This window comes from Acaryochloris sp. 'Moss Beach', from assembly GCF_021497025.1.
GTDB lineage: Bacteria > Cyanobacteriota > Cyanobacteriia > Thermosynechococcales > Thermosynechococcaceae > Acaryochloris > Acaryochloris marina_A.
On sequence record NZ_CP071717.1, the window covers coordinates 58,280 to 79,874 of the forward strand.

The 21,595-nt window shown below is 46.2% G+C and carries 10 protein-coding genes; 6 read left to right on the plus strand and 4 right to left on the minus strand.

From position 1 onward, the window contains the following. Positions 1–133: 133 nt before the first annotated feature. Positions 134–1,927 (minus strand): translational GTPase TypA, encoded by a 1,794-nt coding sequence (typA, locus tag HRE53_RS00320; RefSeq protein WP_235108658.1) that lies wholly within the window; start codon positions 1,925–1,927, stop codon positions 134–136. Between the two features lie 212 nt (positions 1,928–2,139). Between typA and HRE53_RS00325 the strand changes: the two genes are divergently transcribed. The 3 genes from HRE53_RS00325 to HRE53_RS00335 all read left to right on the plus strand — a co-directional run bounded on the left by HRE53_RS00325 (position 2,140) and on the right by HRE53_RS00335 (position 8,814). Next, the gene (locus HRE53_RS00325; protein ID WP_235108659.1) at positions 2,140–6,861 is read left to right on the plus strand and encodes a GAF domain-containing hybrid sensor histidine kinase/response regulator; all 4,722 of its coding nucleotides are present in this window, start codon (positions 2,140–2,142) and stop codon (positions 6,859–6,861) included. Between the two features lie 353 nt (positions 6,862–7,214). Continuing rightward, positions 7,215–8,246: a diguanylate cyclase domain-containing protein gene (locus HRE53_RS00330; RefSeq protein WP_212661705.1), complete on the plus strand. Its 1,032-nt coding sequence runs from the start codon at positions 7,215–7,217 to the stop codon at positions 8,244–8,246. Between the two features lie 130 nt (positions 8,247–8,376). Then, positions 8,377–8,814 carry a secondary thiamine-phosphate synthase enzyme YjbQ gene (locus HRE53_RS00335; protein WP_235108660.1) on the plus strand — a complete coding sequence of 146 codons (438 nt, stop codon included), beginning with the start codon at positions 8,377–8,379 and terminating at the stop codon, positions 8,812–8,814. A gap of 19 nt (positions 8,815–8,833) precedes the next feature. On the opposite strand, the gene HRE53_RS00340 is transcribed toward HRE53_RS00335, so the two are convergent. The 3 genes from HRE53_RS00340 to HRE53_RS00350 form a co-directional block, all read right to left on the minus strand. Next, the gene (locus HRE53_RS00340; RefSeq protein ID WP_235108661.1) at positions 8,834–9,886 is read right to left on the minus strand and encodes a Fe(3+) ABC transporter substrate-binding protein; all 1,053 of its coding nucleotides are present in this window, start codon (positions 9,884–9,886) and stop codon (positions 8,834–8,836) included. An 855-nt stretch (positions 9,887–10,741) separates the two neighbouring features. Beyond that, a complete protein-coding gene (locus HRE53_RS00345) occupies positions 10,742–12,466 on the minus strand; it encodes a mechanosensitive ion channel family protein (protein WP_235108662.1) in 1,725 nt (574 codons plus the stop codon). Between the two features lie 39 nt (positions 12,467–12,505). After that, positions 12,506–17,713: a translocation/assembly module TamB domain-containing protein gene (locus HRE53_RS00350; RefSeq protein ID WP_235108663.1), complete on the minus strand. Its 5,208-nt coding sequence runs from the start codon at positions 17,711–17,713 to the stop codon at positions 12,506–12,508. A gap of 814 nt (positions 17,714–18,527) precedes the next feature. Between HRE53_RS00350 and HRE53_RS00355 the strand changes: the two genes are divergently transcribed. The 3 genes from HRE53_RS00355 (at position 18,528) to HRE53_RS00365 (ending at position 21,332) form a co-directional block, all read left to right on the plus strand. After that, positions 18,528–19,013: a hypothetical protein gene (locus HRE53_RS00355; protein WP_212661710.1), complete on the plus strand. Its 486-nt coding sequence runs from the start codon at positions 18,528–18,530 to the stop codon at positions 19,011–19,013. Positions 19,014–19,262: 249 nt separating this feature from the next. Then, the gene (gene corA, locus HRE53_RS00360) at positions 19,263–20,384 is read left to right on the plus strand and encodes a magnesium/cobalt transporter CorA (protein WP_235108664.1); all 1,122 of its coding nucleotides are present in this window, start codon (positions 19,263–19,265) and stop codon (positions 20,382–20,384) included. A 102-nt stretch (positions 20,385–20,486) separates the two neighbouring features. Continuing rightward, entirely contained in the window at positions 20,487–21,332 is an 846-nt protein-coding gene (locus tag HRE53_RS00365) for a LapA family protein (RefSeq protein ID WP_235108665.1), read from the plus strand. Positions 21,333–21,595: the final 263 nt, after the last annotated feature.

Below are 21,595 nucleotides of genomic sequence, written 5' to 3' on the forward strand. Positions count from 1 at the left end.
GCTTTCAGGACGCCAGGAGAATCAGCGGATAGTTCCCATACCGCGTCCATAAGAAGGTTATGGGGTAAACCCCATAACCTCAACCAAATGTTTCCTTACCGTGATTACTGGCCATGGCTACACCACACCAGAATTAGCGTTTGGCGAGCTTTTTCTTCTCTAGTTTCCGTAAACGCACAGACTTAGGAGTCACTTCTACCAGTTCATCAGGACCGATATACTCAAGCGCCCGCTCTAAGCTCATATCGACAGGAGCCTGCAACTGCACTAACTCATCGCCCGTAGAACTGCGGTGGTTGGTGAGGTGCTTAGTTTTGCTAACATTGAGGTCCAGATTCTGGGGACGGTTATGCTCACCCACAATCATGCCCTTGTAGACTTTGACACCTGGCTCAATAAAGAAAGATCCACGATCTTCAGCATTTTTAAGGGCATAGAAGGTAGCGGTTCCTTCCTCAAAGGCAATAATCACGCCATTCCGTCGAGATGAAATATCTCCAGCCATTTCTCGGTACTCCAAGAAGCTGTGGTTCATAATGCCATCTCCGCGAGTGAGGCGCATAAACTCGCCTCTAAACCCGATTAAGCCACGGGCTGGAATCACAAATTCGAGTTGGGTGCGGCCACTGCTAACCTGCATATCCTGCATTTCACCACGGCGTTGTCCCAAGCGTTCGATACAGCCACCCACGGCCTCTTCAGGAACGTCTAGCACTAGATACTCATAGGGTTCACAGGGCTGACCATTCACTTCTCGATAAATCACCTGGGGCTGGGACACTTGAAACTCATAGCCTTCTCGGCGCATGGTTTCAATCAAGATACCTAAGTGCAACTCACCTCGACCGGAAACAGCAAACCGATCTGGGGAGTCTGTTTCTTCTACTCGCAACGCTACGTTGGTTTCCAGCTCGCGCATCAAGCGATCACGAATTTGTCTTGAGGTTACGAAATCTCCTTCCAAGCCAGCAAAGGGAGAGTCGTTGACGCAGAAGGTCATTTGCAGGGTGGGTTCATCCACCTTAATGAGGGGAAGCGGCTGGGGTTCGTTGGGACAGGTAATGGTTTCACCGATATTGGCGTTGGCAAAACCTGAGACCGCAACCAAGTTACCTGCAGAAGCAGTTGCTAACTCAACTCTCCGTAAACCTTCAAAGCCCATCAATTTGCTGACTTTAGCTTTGACCATCTCGCCATGTTCATTGATCAAAGCAGCTTGCTGCCCCATATTAATCGTGCCATTGTGAATTTTGCCAATCACAATTCGGCCTAAATAATCGGAATAGTCCAGGGTGGTTACCTGTAGTTGCAAAGGCTTCTCAGGATCACCTACTGGGGGTGGAACATGGTGTAGGAAAGACTCAAACAGGGGTTTCATATCCTCCCCTGGCGCCTCTAAATCTTCCTTGGCATAACCATCCAAGCCAGATGCAAACAGATAAGGGAAATCGCACTGATCATCATCCGCACCCAGTTCAATAAATAGATCCAAGACTTTGTCTACTGATCCATGAGGGTCGGCTTGGGGGCGGTCAATCTTATTCACCAACACAATCGGTCGTAAGCCTTTTTCCAGGGCTTTTTTCAACACAAACCGCGTTTGGGGCATGGGGCCTTCGTTGGCATCTACAATTAGCAGACAGCCATCCACCATTCCCAACACCCGTTCAACTTCCCCGCCAAAGTCGGCGTGACCTGGGGTATCCACAATATTAATCAGGGTCTCTTTGTAGGTAACCGCTGTATTTTTGGACAGAATGGTAATACCTCGTTCCCGCTCTAGATCGTTAGAATCCATTACGCAATCAGGAACGTCCTCTCCTTCACGAAAGGTGCCGGCTTGCTTCAGTAGGGCATCGACAAGGGTCGTTTTGCCGTGATCAACGTGGGCAATAATGGCGACGTTACGAATGGGAAGGAGCGTCATACTAGGTTCCAAAGATACAGATGTTGGATCAACATGGATTTTGCAAATCTGAAAGAATACTTTCGGCCAGACTTGAAAAAATATTAATTTTATTTAACAATTTTAGACTGATTCTGCCCAAATCAGTGCAGTGATGATCAAGTCACCCTGCTGAAAGGATATAAAAAAGGCTATGAAGAGGGTAGAAATGGGCAGTCTAGGGTCAGTGAGTGATGGCTAGTCGTTACGTGAATCCTTCGACAACTACAGGCGTTACCCCTGCCGAGCTAACCTTGTTTAATCGGCTGACGACTCCTGTCTGGATCTTTGATATTGAGCAGATGCGGATGTGGTGGGCCAATACGGCAGCACTTGGGTTATGGAATGCCGATAGTTTAGAGGAACTACTCAATCGAGATTGGAGTGATTATTCAGAAGCAACCGAGATTCGATTACAGTCCTATCTTGATAAGTTTCAACAGGGAGAGTCCATCACAGAGCAATGGACCTTTTATCCCAAAGGTGGCGCTGCGGTTTCCGTTCGCTGCATTTTTTCAGGCATTGCCATTGAATCAGGCCGACTGGCAATGTTATCCGAAGGCATCTCCGACGCTTTAGAACAGGTGGATGTCGATAGTCTCTGTTCTTTAGAAGCCCTGCGCCATACCACCGTTATGATCTCCCTCTATGATCTAGAGGGGCAAGCCATTCTCCAAAATCCTGCGGCCTTGCAATGCTATGGAGATGAAGTCCGTCAGGAATCAGAGCCGACGTTTGCGCGTCGGTTTAAAGATCCCGGCCTCGCTAATCTAGCCATGGTTGCGGTTAAAGCTGGGGATGTTTTCAGTGTTGAAGTCCAGGTCCAAACCCTGCAGGGCATGGAATGGCATGGAATTGACGTGCGCGGTACGCAAAATCCCCGCACAGGAGAGCTGGCAATTCTCGTCAATGAAAGCAATATTAGCGATCGTAAACGAGCAGAAATTGCCCTTAACCAGCTCTTACGACAAGAACAACAACGCACTTTTGAACAGCTCCAACAAACCCAAACGGATCTCCACGCATCTCAGCGTTTGTTGCAATTAATTTTGGATACGATTCCTCAATCCATCTTTTGGAAAGATCGACAGTCCACCTATCTGGGGTGCAACCTTGCCTTTGCTGCAGATGCTGGACTATCGGCCCCCCACCAGATTGTGGGATTAACGGACTATGATTTGCCCTGGTCCCAGGAAGAGGCGGATTGGTATCGACAGTGCGATCGCAAAATCATGAACAGAAATGAGCCAGAAGATCGAATCATCGAGACCCAAATCCAAGCAGATGGTCATCAAATTTGGCTAGAAACTAGCAAACTTCCCCTCCTCAACAGTGAACAAGCAGTCGTTGGCATCTTGGGACTGTATGAAGACATCACTGAACGTGAACAATCCAAAGAAGCCTTACAACTGATTTTAGAAGGAACTGCCACAAAGGTAGGTGAAGCCTTCTTTCGCACCTGCACACGGGCCTTAGCCGACACCTTAAATGTACGCTATGCCATGATTACAGAGTTAGTCGGTATAGCCCAAGATCGCGTCCACACTCTGGCCTTCTGGCAGGGGGATTCCTTTGGCGAGAATTTCGAATATCCCTTAGAAGAAACACCCTGCAGAGAAGTGCTTGCCGGAAAAGCCTGCATCTATAAAGACTCCGTTCAGCAATATTTTCCCAATGACGCCGATCTAGTGACCCTGGATGCAGAAAGCTATTATGGCATTCCCATTTTGAATATTTCAGGTCAGACTTTGGGGCATATCGCAGTTTTGGATACTGCTCCACTCAAAGACGTATCCCAATATGAAATGATCTTGCAGATTTTTGCTGCCCGGGCAGCATCAGAAATTGAACGTCAGCAAGCTCAGCAAGCCCTGGAACAACAGCTCTACAACGCCAATCTCCTCAGCCAAATCACACGAGATATCCGTCAGAGCCTAGATGCTTCAAAGATACTAGACACCGCTGTTCATCATATTGGCCAGATTTTCAAGGTGAGTCGCTGTCATATCCACACCTATACCCACCATCCCACTCCCCGATTGCAAGTAGTCGCAGAATATATGGCCACGGATATGCCATCCCTGATCGGTCAGGATATTCCCGTCCTCAATACACCTTACATGCAACAACTGTTGTCCCTCGATCAGGCCATTCCATCCACCCACGTGGACACTGATACCACTTTGAATGAGTTGCGTCCCCTCCTTACCCAAGCAGGACTTCTCTCTATTCTGTCAATTCGAACCTCTTACTTGGATGAAGCTAATGGCGTGATTGTCCTGAGCCAATGCGATCGCACTCGTGCTTGGACCCCCGAAGAAATCAGCCTGCTCGAAACGGTCGCCAGTCAGGTGGGCATCGCTCTTGCCCAATCCCACTTACTGGAACGAGAAAAGCACCAGCGCCAGCAATTGATCCAAAATTACCGCCAGCTACAGCAAGAGATCAAAGAGCGGCAACAAGCAGAACAAGAACTGGAACTTTCAAAATATAGCCTTGATAAAGCCAAAGATAGCATTTACCTCCTGGACTCAAGCGGGAAATTCCTCTATGCCAACGATCGAGCCTGTCAACAGTTAGAGTATTCTCGAACCGAAATTTTAACAAAGTGGTTTGGAGATATTGCCCCTTGGATACCCCCTCAGAAGCTTGAGTTGCTATTAAAAGACATTAGGGACAATCAATCCCTCACCTTTGAAGGGATTCACAGAACCAAATCGGGTCACATTATTCCGGTAGAAATAACATCCACCTACTTTCAGTTCCAGGGAAAAGACCGCTTCAGTGCCGTCTCACGCGATATCACGGAGCGCAAACAAGCCGCCCTAGCCTTAGAACGGCAGATTCAGCGAGAAATGCTGTTACGGAATCTCACTGCTGATATCCGTCAGAGTCTTGATACCCAGCAAATCTTCACCACAGCCGTGCAAATGATCGGTGAAGTATTTAATGTCAATCGTTGCCATATTCATAGCTATACAGCAGAGCCTGCAGAAGAATTTCCGATTGTCGCTGAATATCTTCAACCGGGTTGTGATTCCATGTGGGGAATTAACATACCAGTCCATGGCGTGGCCCATGTCCAGCAGATGCTCTCGCAAGAAAAAGCGCTGTTGACGTCTAATGTTTATACGGATCCGCTTATTTACCCTTCCCTAGATAGTCGCTCTATTCAGCTCAAGTCCATCCTTGCCGTGCGCACATCCTATCAAGGGCAACCTAACGGCGCCATTGTGCTACAGCATTGTCAGCAGAAATTTAAACGTCAAGACTTTTTGCAGCTACCCATCCCAGAGCAGAACGACATGCTGCGTCAATGGACATCAGATGAAGTTGAACTCATCGAAGCCTTGGCCAACCAAGTGGGAATCGCATTAGCCCATGCCAAATTATTGGAGCAAGAAAAACAGCAAAGCCAGAAGCTATCCGAGCAAAATCACGAGTTATTAGTAGCCAAGCGGGAAGCTGAATCTGCTAACCAAGCAAAAAGTGAATTTCTAGCCAATATGAGCCATGAACTGCGCACTCCTTTGAATGGCATTCTGGGCTATGCCCAAATTTTACAGCGGTCGACATCCCTCAGCCCCAAAGACCACAAGGGAATTCAGGTGATGCGCCAATGTGGTCAGCATTTGTTAACCCTCATTGAAGATTTACTAGACCTATCAAAGATTGAAGCGCAACGGATGGAGCTGCATCCTGAATCGTTCCATTTTCCTGAGTTTCTGACCGGTATTACAGAACTCTGCAAAATTAAGGCACAACAGAAAGGCATCGAACTCATCACGCAGTTTGCCCCCAATCTACCTGGTGGCATTTATGCGGATCAACAGCGATTACGGCAAATTTTGCTCAATATCCTCGGCAATGCGGTGAAATTCACCGACAAAGGGAGTGTTAGCTTCAAAGTAACATTAGCCACTGCTTCTCCCCCACAAATCGATCAAGAAGACGATTCTACCCTCGGAGGAAACATCCAACCCATCGTTTTTCAAGTTAGTGACACCGGTATTGGCATTGTCGCTCAGGAACTCGCTAAAATATTTCTCCCCTTTGAACAAGTTGGTCATCCTGATCGATACCATCAAGGCACAGGATTAGGGTTAGCGATTAGTCATAACTTGACTGCAATGATGGGGGGCAAATTATCAGTTGTTAGCCAACCCAATGAAGGCAGTATCTTTTCTTTTACCCTCGCTCTCCCCGTAGTTCAACCCGACGCACTGGCTTTGGCTCTGGAGACCTATGAAAACATAACGGGCTACCGTGGACATCTTCGCACCATCTTGATCGTCGACGATCATTTGGATACTTGTGCCGGAATGATTGAGTTACTGAATGACTTAGGGTTTACGACGATGACTGCCATAAACGGTCAAGATGGAATCAAGGTTGCCATTGATCACCAACCTGACCTAGTGATTTCTGATCTAATGATGCCTCATATGGATGGTTGTGCTTTGACTCAAGCCATTCGTCAACATCCCTCGACAACGGATATTCCCGTGCTCATGTCTTCGGCCAGTGCTTATGGGCCGGATCAATCCCGTAGTTTAGCCGCAGGTTGCAACGACTTTATTGCTAAGCCCTTACAGATGGGTGAGTTAATCCAGAAATTGCAGCATTACTTAAACCTAAAATGGGTGACTACAGATAAGGCTCATAGGGGTGATTTGCAAACAAATAGCCTCCATCCTCCTTCAATGCAACCCAATATAACCTGTCCTCCTCGGGTAGAGTTGGAAAGACTCTTGGTTATGGCAAATAAAGGGAGTGTGTTTGAAATTACTGATGAAATATCTGATATTCAGGCAATTAATTCACAATATAAAGGTTTTTGCCAGAAAATTATAGATTGGGCTGAAAACTTTGAAATCACTAAAATCCAAGAATACCTACATCAAAAGCTGAATTAAATCTACTAAATCTTCCCAAATATTTGTCGAGTATTTGTTGAATACATATTGAGTTTCTCGTCAATTTGCCTCCAGAGATTCTACTCCTTGCCCCCCTGAAACACTTAGAGGATGAAAACTCAGAGATAGGCTAGAAATACTCAACAGGTGTAGCAAAAAGATTTCCAAAGCCTAAAAATAGACACATTGAAATATATTTATTTAGACAGTCAACTCTAAATTTAAGTATTCTTGCGGATTTTGTTCGTTCCATTACCCTTCACAATGGAAAAGTCAAACCATCCTGTTTTTTGACATAAATTTATCTGAATGTGCCATTAGCCTCCACTAGTCCAGTCTTATTTACAAAGGCGATGCCTGATTCCCCTAAAACTTCAAATATTCTCATTGTTGATGATGTCCCAACCAATCTGACAATTTTGGCTCAGACTCTAAGGGATCAGGGGTTTACAGTTTGGGTCGCCACCAGTGGAAATGCAGCCTTAAAGCAATTAGCTCACGGTTTACCCGATTTAATTTTGTTAGACATCCAAATGCCGGGAATGGATGGCTTAGAAACTTGTACAAAATTAAAAGCAGATCTTCGTACCCAAGATATTCCCGTTATTTTTATGTCGGCTCTCAGTGAGCAAGCGAATAAAGTTGAAGGGTTATCCTTAGGAGCGGTTGATTACATTACCAAGCCTTTCCAGGAAGCAGAAGTCCTGGCGAGAGTGAAAGTGCATTTGAGTATTCGAGAACTGACCCAAAATCTGCAGAGAGAAATCGAAGAGCGTAAACGGGTTGAAGCTGAACTCGCAAAGGCCAATGCCTCTTTACATCGTCTGGCCCATATTGATGGCTTAACCCAAGTGGCCAATCGCTATCGCTTTGACCAAGATATGGAGCAAGTTTGGCGACGACTCCAGCGAGACAATGAGCCCCTATCTTTAATCTTATGCGACGTAGATTATTTCAAACTGTTTAACGATCGCTATGGCCATCAAGTTGGAGATGACTGCTTACGGCAAGTCGCCCATGCCATCCAGCAGGCCGTCCATCGCCCGGATGATCTGGTAGCTCGCTATGGTGGAGAAGAATTTGCGATTGTTCTACCCTCAACCCATGCCCAAGGAGCAGAACAAGTTGCCCTGGGAATCCTCAATAAAGTTTCAGAACTCGATATCCCCCATGAGGTGTCCAGTGTTAGCCCCCAGATTACGCTGAGTTTGGGCATTGCAACCGTTATCCCTCAATCTGATCAGTCCTTAGATGACTTAATTGAGCTGACAGACAAAGCGCTATATCGGGCCAAGGAAGAAGGCAGAAATACTTATTGTCACCATGACTGTTCACAATCTCCTCCTTCTCTAAGCTGCTCGCCCTCCCCCCTAAGCCTCCGTTAAGCTCAGCATCCTGTTGACATTTCAATGCCAATGGTTACTTTGGGTGCTAGCTAAACGATGCTTAAGACTGAGCCTAAACCCAGCGCTCAGTAAGGTGTATCTTAGGTGAGATCTTTCTTTTTATCGTTGCATGGTGATTGTGCATGAGATTCTTGATCTTGAAACCGATCAAGGGATTGGCATTTATAATCTATCCCCTCAAATTCAAGGGTTTATTACTACTAGCTCAGTTCAAAATGGCCAAGTCTTAATCTGTTCTCGCCATACCACTACTGCCTTAGCCATCAACGAGTATGAAGAGCGACTATTAGAAGACATCAAGGTCTATTTGCATAAACTGGCACCTACCAACCAACGATACCTGCACAACGATCTACACCTGAGGGACGTGCCAGAAGATGAACCTGAAAATGCTCATTCCCACCTGATGGCCATTACCCTCTCCTCCAGTGAAGTGGTTCCTATTGTCGCGGGCCAATTGGCTTTAGGGACGTATCAATCAGTCCTATTGTTTGAACTAGATGGCCCTCGCCAAAGAACTGTATTTCTACAAATTTCTGGAGAGTAATCGGCAACCCTGCATAGGGTTACTGCCATCCCGCACGATCAGCTATTTTGGTTGCTTCTGGATTATTTCGTCCATAGGCGCTGACGTTGATGGTATCGGATTTAAACTCACCATATTCTTTCAAGGCTGGTGAAACATCCACTCCGATCACTGCCGGATATTCGTTATTCGCTTCTGCAAAAACTTTCTGGGCTTCAGGGCTAGTGAGGTATTCCATAAATGCGATCGCATGTTCCTTATGGGGCGCATCAGCCACTACACCTGCCCCACTGATATTGACATGGGTCCCTCTATCTTCCTGGTTAGGGAAAAAGACCCCTACCTTCTCAATAATGGCTCTATTCTTAGAATTCTCAGATTGGGCTAAACGGGCTACATAGTAGTGATTCACAATAGCTACATCACATTGACCTGCCGCCACAGCCTTAATTTGATCAACATCCCCACCCTTGGGAGGACGAGCAAAGTTAGCGACTAAATCTTTGGCCCATTGCTCTGTTTCTGCTTCCCCTTTGGATTCAATAAATGATCCTAGAAGAGATTGGTTATAAATATTGTTGGAGCTTCGAACGCACACTCTCTTTTTCCAAGTGGGTTCTGCCAATGCTTCATAGGTGGAAAGCTCTTCTGGCTTGACCTTAGCTTTGTTGTATATCAACATCCGCACCCGCTTAGTCAGTCCAAACCAAAGACCATCTGGATGACGGAGATTTTCTGGAATTTTGTCATCCAGCTGCTTAGAAGAAATACTTTGCAATAAGTTGGCCTGTTCTGCCCGCCATAATCGACCTGCATCTACGGTAATCAACACATCCGCTTGGGGGTTGCTGGCTTCATTTTTGATTCGTTCTAAAAGCTCATTATCCTTACTCTCTAAAAGCTTGACTTCAATCCCCGTTTGCTTTGTGAAATCCTTATATAGGGCCTGATCAGTATCATAATGCCGTGCAGAATATACCCTGACAATTTTTTCTTCACTGCCTGTCTGAGTGTTGGTACATCCGCCCAAAACGGTAATAGAGAAAAAGCCCACCGAAGTGATCAGGGCGATTTTAGAGAGATTGAAGATCATCTTAAATTTTCACGCACTAATGAAAACAATTCTTAATTCTTAGACCAGTCTTCAAGCTATCTGAGTCGACTCACCTCTGTCAAGCAGACAGAACCTGGACTTCCCGATTGGGGCTCGATCTCCAGCAACTGACGATGAATTTGGCACAATGCGGCCATCCTGACGATACATCTGAATCTTCTGAACTGTTCTGTTCTGATAGTAGGAAAAAGGTTAGAAACTCAGTATGCAGCAAGACAAACGAATGTAAATATCTTATAAATCTTGGAAAATAATATTTTATATAGGCAAAGAAATATATTTTGTTTGGTCCAAATTTATTTTCTAGTCAAAATTTAACTAAATTCTGTATTTATACTGAGGCCAGTCCATCCATCCAAAAAAAGTAAGATTATATTAACAATTTACTTGCTATTCACTATTTCAACTACTCCTTAGAATGAATCAAAAACTGACAGTCTTAACAGCAACACTTGCATCTTCTGTAACCACAGCTGTGGCAGCACAAACTGCTCAAGCATCAAACATTCAGCCTCTTGAAAAGCCCGGATTATAAATGGCTAGAGCTGTTCTATAATATTCTGATGGAGATGCTTTGCAAGCAGATTTCAGAGTATATTGTCCCACTGCAATGATTCGGCCAACAAACTACCAATTATTCGATCATTTAGGGCATATCAAAAAACAAGGTTCATGGTAGGAAACATCTTTTTAAGCCTCAATATTCATCTGAACGTCAACTGGTTAGATCCGTTTGTAGTGGCTAAGTTATTCAGAGAGATTTCTCCTAGTCAATATCAACTTAACTAGGAGACCAAGAAGAGAAGAATTTTTTTCTAATCTAAGCATAATAAACTAGCTAGCCCCATCATCTTGATGAGTTGAATTCGTATTGTCAGCAGCATGAATTTCTGAAGATATTCCATTTACAGACTGCTTTTGTAACCAGACTTCTAAATTTTGGGTGAGCTGGGTAAAGGAAGTTACTAATTCGTCTGGTAGATCTAGGGGTAGCTTGCCGGACCGTAGGTGGAGATCCCGTTGTGGAAAAGGAATCTCAATCTCTCGATGGCGCAGAATAGTCTCAATCCGAAAATTAAGATCGCTTTTAATTGCAAATTGCTTTTCGGGCTCATCAATCCAAATCAATAACAAGAAGTTCAAAGAGTTATCCCCAAACTCAGTGAAAAATACTCGGGGCGGCGGATCTTTGCGAACTGAACCATAATCAGCAACTGCATCCATCAGTGCTTCTCGTACCTGTTTTGGGTTAGTACCATAGGCAACGCCCACAGGAATTTGTAAACGAGATATGGAGGAGCCATGATCCCAATTCACTACCTCAGATTCCAAAAAATCTGCATTAGGAACAATGATAGAGACTTGGTCAAGGGTGCGAATCTCTGTACTACGAACATTGATACGCTCTACCGTGCCTTGATAATCTCCTACCTTCACAAAGTCCCCAACCTTAATGGGCTGCTCAAAAATCAGGACCATACCACTAATAAAATTCTTGGCAAACCCTTGCAATCCTAAGCCAATCCCCACACCGAGGACACTGGCAAATACTGTTAAGGAACTCAGATCAAATCCCCAAAGCTGAAATAACACCATTGCCCCGATGAACAGCAAGACATAGTTGGCAACGAAAGCAACAGCCTCTTGGGCACCTCGATTCAATCCCGTGGCACCTAATACCCGCGATCGCAACAAATGCTGCACGGTTTTAGCTAGGTTCATTAGCCCTGCCAGTAGAACTAGAAGCAGAGCAACATCCAAAACAGAGTAAGACTTCCCACCGGCCGGAATAAACGGAGTGGAAAAGGTTTGAACTAGAGCGTTGATGATTAAGTAGATGCCATTGCGAGTCCAGGGGAATAAACCACAGATAAAGCCAATCGTGCCCACCCACAACGCTAGCCGCAAACAGTAGAAAATGACTTTGAGGAGAAATCTGAGACTTTGGGGCTGATCTCCCGTGGTCGGATCAACCGTTGCCCGAGGTAAAAGCGTGAATAACTTCTGACGCCAAAACCACCCTATTCCCCAATGAGCGATGAGTGCCAATAGCAAACACAGCGAGCCGATGGCGATTAGCCGCCAGGGATTTTCCCGTTCCTCCTGCCCCCGATCAATCGCCTGCTGCAATTTCTTTTGCCAAGTTCTGGCCGTCACTTCTGGAGTAGACCACTTGGCATCCTGACTATTCACCGTCAATAAATACAAGGGCTGTTTAGCACCCACTTCGACTTTCAACACGGGTAAATCATCAGAGACATCCACAATGACCGTTGCCTGGGTTGATTTACTCACCAGACTTTGCAAGCTTTGGTTGACCTTTCTAGCTCTGTCTTCCGCCGGAAATGCTTTAGACGAACTCAATTCAAATAATGGAATACCATCAACTTCCACCTTCTCGGAATCAAGGGTTTGAGCCACAACGGTATCCGTATGGGGATGGCTTAAGAGAATTAAGCTTGCCGTAATCAGGGCAAGACAGCACCAACGCCACAAGCGCCGACAAGAAAAATCCCTAATAATTCGGGCTACCCAGGCGAAGAATCGGTTGATGATCATAGCAGCCGTATCTATTGCAAAGGGTTATTGTAACGAGGATTAGAATTGAATGCGATATTCCAAAACACCGACTGCTTCGCCTTCAGAGCTGACCGAGGACCGAGCTCTAATTTGATTGTTGATCTCGTAACTCAAGTTAAATAAGGTCGGTTCATCTACCCCCGTCAAAATTTGGAGAACGGAGGCAGAAAAGCGGTCGGTAATGTCGAAGCCTAATTCAGCCCCAAAAGCGAGCACAGCACTTTGATTATTGCTCTGATTAGGCAGCAAAACAGGAAAGGCTCGAAAACTAGCACGACTACCCAGAGCATCATTTAGCGCTTGCTGCACACTGGAGAAAGCTGCCGAGCTAGCAATATTGGCTGCAGCTTGAGTCGCTTGACCATCCTGCAGCGATCGATCGATGCCGCCCCCCAATAAAGCAATAATTTGGGGATTGGTTCGACCAGGGCGACTACTGAGAGTGACCACATCATCAAAGTCAGCGAGGAGTTCACTGGCTCGTCCATCAACCGTAGCGCTCACTTTTACAGACTGGACGGCACCAATCGCACTCGAAGGCAACTCAGCGAACTCATTTAGATCAGTTGTTGAAGCACGTACTACCTCAGTCACAGTGGTTTTCATGCCGATGTTGAGGTAAGGGTCTAAGCCAAATCGAGACTCAAATCTAGCAAAGTTATCCCGTCTCGAATCAACGCTAAACAGAGTCGTAATCAGATTAATCGATCCTTTACGAAAGCTAACCACGCCATCTGCTAACGGTTGATCCACTGTTCCATTAATTTTGAGTTCACCCGTCGCCATAAAACTAAGGACAGGCGGCTGAGAAATTTTGACATTGTCGCCAATCTGAACCACCAAATTGTTGAAGTCTATAGGGTTACCCGCAGCAGGTTGAGGAACCGTTCCAGGAACTGCACTTTCAGCAGCACTGGCATTAGCTAATTTGACCTTACCGTTAGTGAGTTGAAGTTTTCCGCCTATCTGAGGTTGTAGAGCACTACCTTTGACGACAATGGCTCCATTCACTCCCCCCTGATAGAGTTCTTGGACATTTAAATCTAAGTCTTCCAATTTGACATTCAAATCTTGTTGATTTGAAGCCTGAAAAATGGGCAGACTGCCCTTGGTGACTAACCGGCCATCGCCAATGTTGGCCGTCAATTGAGGAATCGTCACTAAATTGCGATCAAACTTGATCGTGCCATTCAGATTGGTTAGGGGCTGTTTCAGGGCAGCAGCCTGAAGTTTGGCGTCTTGAAAGCGAATACTACCGTCTACAACAGGCTGATCAATCGTTCCATTGACTTTTACATCTAGGGCACCATTACCGCCTTCCCAAGTCACTTGGTCCGTCAATAAACTCAGCAGGGATAAGCCGTCATCCCGAATACTAGCTGTCAGAGAGACTTGATCCGTTGCAGGCGTCACAGATGAGAAAAATGGTGAATAGGGAACTTCTCCCTTGAGGATCAAGGGTTGGGAGTTATTAATACGAGCCTGACTGTCAATCTTGAGGAGCGCTTGTTTATAGCTCAAGGTGGTCTGAGCATTATTGATGACGGCATCGTCCAAACGCCCATCAACTAATTCGAACTGACCTTCAAGCTGAGGGTCATCCAAGTTTCCGGCCAAATTGAGAGTGCCATTTAATTTTCCGGTGACTGTGACCGGCAGATCCAAGAAGGGGTTGATCGGTTCGACGGAAATATTTTGCAGCTGCAGTTGACCCGACTGAGAAGAGCTACCGAGTTGCCCTTGAAAGGCCAATAGGCTCTCGCCTGTTTTAATGCGCAGGGGCTGCAACCTCAGGAGACCGTCTTCCAGTTCTCCTTTGACGATCAGTTGATCAATGCCATATAGCCCCAACTTAAAATCTTGTCCCCGAATATCGAAGTCAGCATTCACACCCGTTTTAACCGATCCAGCAAAGTCAATTTGGCCACCGAACTGCCCTGTTAATCCATCCAAAGCAAATAAGCTTTGCTCCTGCTTGTTGGCTTGGATAATGGCTAATTGCTGAATTTCAGTAAAACGGCGTAGTTGAGTCAGTAAAGGGCCGTTCACACCAATCGGAATGGTTTTTAAATCTGCAGCCGTTCCATAGGCTTGGGGCTGGGATGATCCTAAGTTGGCGAAATCTACGGTCTGATACAACGCCACAACATCAGCAAGATTGCCTTTCGTGATCGCTAAATCGCCAGAGTACTGAGGATTATCGCTGGGGATAAACTTCGCATTCAATACATATTGGCTATCATCCTTGAGTAATGTCCCCTGGTCTAGATTGGCAATTCCATCTCGATACCGAATCTTGCCTGTCAGGGTTTGGGCTTGAATCTGGTTGAGGGCCGGTTGATCAACGGCAAAGTTACCGTCTAGGGTTTGTTGTTTCAGATTGGCTTGGAATTGGCCAGAGGCAGTCCCAGAGACCGTTCCTATTCCTAAATTAGCTATAGAACCTAAATTCAAAGGTTGTAGGGGAAATTGCTGGACTTCTGCCTGGAGGATATTGCCTTGAGTCGTCCCTTTGGCTAAGGCCTGATCTCTGCGGATCAGAAACGAGTTGGGCAGGAATTGTGAATTGAGGGAGACGTGGATGCGATCGCGGTCTCCCCCCACCTTCATCTCAACCCCTTGGCCAAACGCCAAGTTACCTTTCATCAACGGTTCAAACCGAAACTGAGACACCGCTAAGTCTTCTAACTGCAGGGTCGCCACTAAATTGGGGGCTTCGGGCGTCCCAGTGATGCGGCCTGTGAGGTCGGCCTGTCCTGTAAGTGGGATAGCCGTGGGTCCCAATGCGGCTAGGGTTCGTAAATCATAATCGTCTGCCTTGATGTTGAGATCCAAAGCCGTGATCTGGGGGCCTTGAGGAGACTGGAAGTCAGCATCAATGGTTCCATCCGCTCGGAACCCCTTAGCCGTCGCTGACTGCACCACAATCTGGCGCCCCGTCCATCGGAATCGCGCATCCATCGGCTGTTCAAGCAGCGATAATCCTTGAGAGAAATTCACTTGGCCTTGGGCTCGAAGGGTATCAGGGCTGAGGGCAGCAATGGGACCATTGAGGGCGACATTACCGCTCAAATCTCCCTTTAGTTCAGGAGCAAAATTGGATAGCCCAATGCCTGCCAATCTGACATCTGCTTTCAGATCGGTCTGATCAAAATACCCATCCAGCCGCGCCGTGCCGCCAGCCACCTGAGCCACGACATTGTCTAACCGCGTAATACCTTTTCGCAACCGCATTTCCCCATTAGTGGGATAGGTGGCACGGGGCGCTTGAAAGGCAATTTGCGTTCGTAAATCTTCGGGTTGTCCTCGCACCTGGGTCTGGGCGTTGATCGGACCAATCGTTAGACCCGATGGCACCTCGTATAGGGATGCGATCTCATCCCCTGGCACCCCCACAACATCAACATCCGCCGCCAGGTCTTCTCCGGGTAATAGGTTATAGAGGGCCGTGCCCGTAATTTCTCCCCCGGCTTCAGGCACTGCCAAAATCCGTGTAACCGCTAGGGACGGATTATCTAACGTGAATTCAGCTTTAATCGTCTCAAAAGGCACTCGGTCAATTTTGGTGCCCGAAGCCATAACGACTTCCCCAGCAATAAAAGGTCGTTCAATCGGACCCGTAATCCGAATATCTGGGATACTCACTTCACCCGCAATGGGCACAGGCAATGCAGGCACTTCTAGGGTAGCCAGAGCCGTATTGACATCCAATCCAGGAATACGGGCAGAAAGGTTATAGCCTCGCTCAATATCAATCGAGCCTTTTGCCGCCACAGGCACTTGGTCATATCGAGCCGTTACTCCTTCTAGGGTGGCAGTTAATCCCCTTAAGCGAATAAATCCATTGGCATCATAAAAAGACTTGGGAAGGCCGATCAGTTGAGCATCGATATCCCTCATGCGGGCGGTGCCGCGCATACTCGGTTTTTTAGCCTGATCTAGGTATAACGTGACGTTGGCATCCACTTGGCCTGAACGAATCGCCACAGGGGTTTGAAACGCTCGATCAAAAATAGGTGCAGAAACATTCTGGGCCAAGACGGAAACTTTGATCTTGCTTAAATCGAGGGTTGTTTCCCCCTTAGCCCGCAGTCGCCCCCCACTGGCAATCGTGCCTCGGGCTTCAAATTGCAGGCTTTCTTTGTCCTTTAGGAATTTTAAGGTGCCATTTGTGCGACGAAGGTGCTGACGTTGCGATCGCCCATTTTGAAACAGTAAATTTTCAGGTACATAAAGATCCGCCGATCGAAACTGGGCTTCTCCCCCCACTTTGGGAAGCTGCTGATTGGGAGAATACTCAACATCCAACTCTCCCTGAAATTCTTTTGCCTTCACCCAAATATTCTGTTCAGGCACACGAATATCGGCATCTTTGACTTCTGTCGTTCCAGTCAATTGAATGGGGGCTTGAGGTCGGTATTTTAACTGAAAATCCCCATCCACTTCGCCAGAACGAACTTGAATGGGAATATCTGTGGGCACAAACCCCATTAACGGGGTAATTTGAACCTGTTTAGCCTTGACATCTAACTTCAGGGATTGACTGGGCTGCAACCACTCCCCTTTTAGTCTGGCTTTGCCACCCGAGTCTAAAGTGCCATTTCCCTCAACCTTCAGCTTCTCATTGTTGTCATGGAGCGTTAGAACACCCTTCAAATCCCTCAGGGTCCGAGCCTCTGCACCATAGGGATCAATAACGGCCTCTCCCCCATCGACACTTAGAGAATCAAGCTGAATTTTGACCAATCCCTCAGAATCATCCTGAGTAAGAGTCGTTGATACCCACTCTCCATCTTCGGTTTGGTCGAGATACAGTTCCGCATCAACCAATGTCACATCTAAATTAAGGGTCCGGGTCCAGAGGGTTTTCCAAACATCGAACTGGACATTAACGGCTTGAACCTTACCTTCATCCTGATCTTCGAGGGTTCGACCGTTGCTCTCATAGGTATGAGCGGGTACCGAAGACGGTCCAAACTGTAGTCCCGTCAGTGAATAACTTTTTACATCGCCTAACAGCACTGGGCGATTCAGGGACTTTGTGAGTTCTTTGGCAATCTGGGGAGCAAGTTCTTCGTTGATAAAGCCTAAGATTCGCCAACCGCCCCAAATTAAGATTGCGAGAAGAACGAGGGCTGTGCCTATCACTGGGCGACTGAATAAAATCAGCCAGAGGCGGCGAAAGGGGCGTGGAGCTTGCTCTCCACCGGAAGGTTCTTGAGGCATGAGTTATAAGCTGCCGACTAGATCAAAAAGTTACGGTTGCACGACTCAATAGTTGTAATGAAGATTACCACTCTGAGGGGCTTGAAGGACGGAACCTAAATTACAAATCCCTCCATAAAACTAAAATCCCCCCTTCCTAAGAGATTAGGCAACTGTTAAACATAATTCATCTATCTGAAGAGATAACTTAGAATTTTGAAACAAGGTCTTCATTTAATCGCTCCTCTATCAATATTCTTTCTTTTCTAAAAAGCATTAGTAATCAACCGGATTATTGCTAGGCATTCAAATCAGCTCTTGCGAGAAATTGAATATCATTCTAGTTATCTATAGATAAAACCGAGTAACGTATCAATCCAAAAACTAAGCGCTTATTAACTCTAAATAAATCGTTGAATAAACCGAACAAGCTAAAGACAAATAAGGAAGGAGAATCATAGCTTCTGAATCTAAAAAATATGTAACTAATGCTAATCACCAGGTGATATAGCGATCTGACGTGAGTTGTGAGAATTATATTCAACCTAAATGGATACTGGTAAAGATTTCAGCCTCTCTACATCTCACGATTGATTTCAGATTGCTATAGAAACTAGTAAATGTAGATTTTTCATTTTTTTTGAGGCTTACCAATAGTTAAGATATGTAAAAAATAGGAATAATACTTGATTGCCCCCCCCCCTGAAATATCTACAGAATGGCAACTCCATATTCCAGATTTGCATGCTGACCAAGCAACTCAATCCCTTTTCCTATCTGAGAATTTTGCTGTTTGCTCCTTCCCCTTTGTCCGCAGACCGTAAGTAGGAAACTCATGAACAAGACAGTTTTGTGCATCCCGACGGCGTTAGCATGGATGCTGCTTCTCTCTCCAGGCCAAGCCCAACAAGCACCCACAAAACCTATCTCAACGCAACGACAACACTCGGCCTTAACCACTCACCCCAGCAATACTCAGAAATCACAGGCACAAAAGGGCTGCTACACAGGACATACAAACCGTCCAAGTAATCCGATAAGTACGATCCAATCCCCCACACCTCAACAGAGGCAGCCAGTCAGGACTGCTGTGTGGCAAGATTTGCGATCCCCCGGCGCCACATCTTCATCCTCCATTGACCTGCACGAGTCTGAACTGTCTAATACCGCAGCCCGTAGCTATCAAACGACATTACCTAAGCGACCCATCGTTGTAGAAGCCCAAGGATGGACTCGCGATGAGAAAGGTCGAGTCTTCTTAACCTCAAGGTTCTCTAGATTTAGAAAATATGGGGCTACCCCATCCACTGGGGAATGTTAGCCACGACGATTGGTTAGATAGATCGAGGTTGTCGATCGGCAACGAAGAGATTTTTCCTATACTGTGTCGCCCCAGGCAAAAGCCCCTCTCATTCAGGGTTTTGCCTGGGTTTTAGTATTATTTTGTCTCCCTCACCATATTTGGATTAGCAGCCTTATGCTTGTCCTTCGTTAGCACCAGACAAATTTCTTTAGTTTGCTTGGAACAATCAATGCAAACTAAAGATGCATAAGCATTCTGGTGTCAGACATGACCAATCCCCTATCGGACCCTTTGCAACAAGGGTACGTCGATTATTTTTATGACCAAGCGGGTAGCTCTCCTGGAACCCTGACCATTGACGAGGATGCTTCACCGACCCGCATCGTCGTCATAGATTACAACCCCAATCAAGCTCGTCGGATCATCGTTGATCAGCCTGAGGAAAGTGCGGATTATCTGACCACAGAGACCGTGTCTTGGATTGACGTTCAGGGGCTAGGGGATGAAGATATTCTGCGCCGATTAGGGCAAACCTTCAATCTGCATCCCTTGGTTTTAGAGGATGTGGTGAATGTCCCTCAGCGCCAAAAAGTTGAAGATTTTGATGATCAGCTCTTAATCATTGCCCGTATGGTTCTTCCTCACCCAGACGGAGTCGGATTTGTGAGTGAGCAAGTCAGCTTCATCTTGCATCAACAAGCATTGCTGACCATTCAAGAAGAGCCCTACCACGATTCTTTTGGGCCGGTTCGCAAGCGGATTCGATTGCAGAAAGGGCTGATGCGCAAAATGGGGGCTGACTTTCTCACCTATGCCCTATTGGACGCCATTATTGATGGTTTCTTTCCGGTGTTAGAACTCTACGGAGAACGCTTGGAAACCTTAGAAGATGAAATACTAGAAAATCCCACCCGAGAGATCCTGAACCAAGTTCATTCTCTCAAGCGCGAACTGATGACTTTGCGACGGCTGAGTTGGTCCCAACGAGATGCGTTATCTGCCCTTTTGCGGGAAGATAGCCCCCTTATCAGTCAAGAAGTCAAAGTGTATCTACGGGACTGTTACGACCATTCCATCCAGATCTTAGACATGGTTGAAACCTATCGAGATTTTGCTGCCAGTCTAATGGATGTTTATTTATCCTCTGTTAGCAATAAAATGAACGAAGTGATGAAAGTCCTAACGGTCATCTCAACTATTTTTATTCCCTTGACCTTTATCTCGGGGTTATATGGCATGAACTTTAACCCTCAAGTCTCCCCTTTTAACATGCCGGAGTTGAGCTGGTACTGGGGGTATCCTGCGGTAATAGCTACCATGTTGTTAATTTCGGGCAGTCTGAGCTATTTATTCTGGCGTCGAGGGTGGTTCAGCAAAGTATCACCTTGAGTGCTTCACAATATTTCAGAATGCTAAAACTGATGCTAAATTGCAACTTTTATTGATGGCGAGGCTACATCTTAAGATGGAAGCGATATTTACTAAATTCAGATGCCTATCTTAGTTGTTCTCGCGTTACTCATCGCCCTGATTGCCATCCTATTTGCGTTGCAAAACGCTTATTCGATTCCTGTGAGTTTTCTGATTTGGCAATTTTACGGCTCTTTAGCTCTAATTCTCTTACTAACGCTGGCATTAGGGGTTATCGTTGGCTTATTGGTCACTGCTCCCACTATTATTAAACGGGGATGGGTTTCTTCTCGCCAAAAGCGACAACTGAGTCAGCTGGAAGAAGACTACCAGGGGCAAGCTCAAGATGCATCTAGCCAGAAGAAGAAGCTTGATTTGATGCATTCGGCACAGATGCAGTTATTTTCGGCCCTCGGATTAACGGAACCTAAAACAGGGTTATTAGAATATCAGCTGCTGGATCAAGTTCTCACTCATGCCTTGAGTAACTTGGGGGATAATCCTGATTCGGCTTGGCATCGCTCTATCTGTTTATTCGTGATGGATATTGAAGATGCCCCTAGTTCTGATGACGTCAATTCAAGAGCCGTTTGGCCTATCATTACCGATCGAATACAGCGCCAGCTTTCTCCTCGTAGCTGGCTACATTTTGATGGCAGCCATCGTTTGTATTGCGTCACTCTGGGAATGGCCATTGAAGCGGCAGCTGATTACGGTGAGTTTCTATCCACAACTTTGGATGAACCTTTACAGCTCGTGGATGCTTCAGAAGTCTCCGTTAGTTTGAAGATTGGAGGTGCGATCGCACGCAATAACACCACCGTTACCAGTCAACAACTCATTTCTCAAGCCGAGCAAATGCTAGAGAAATCAAGTCTTTGGGGCCGGAGTCGCTTTCGGATGGTGGAGGCAGGGGTTTCCTCATAAGTCGAAAGCCTCCTAAAAAACTCTAAATTTATAACCTCTTATCTGCTTTCGGAACACTGCCGCCATCCCAATAGTTGCCATCCCCCCTCAACTGCCAATGGCAAGAAATGTTGCAGTTGCGGGGGACTCCTGTTTTATTTCTTAGAATAGGGAATATAAATCTTTCCCCAAACATTTTCTAAGTTATAAGTCTCTTCAGTTTCAAGCTACTTGCTTGGGCCAAGTTTCTGCAGGTATTTATTCTGATCGTTTTAATTAAACGA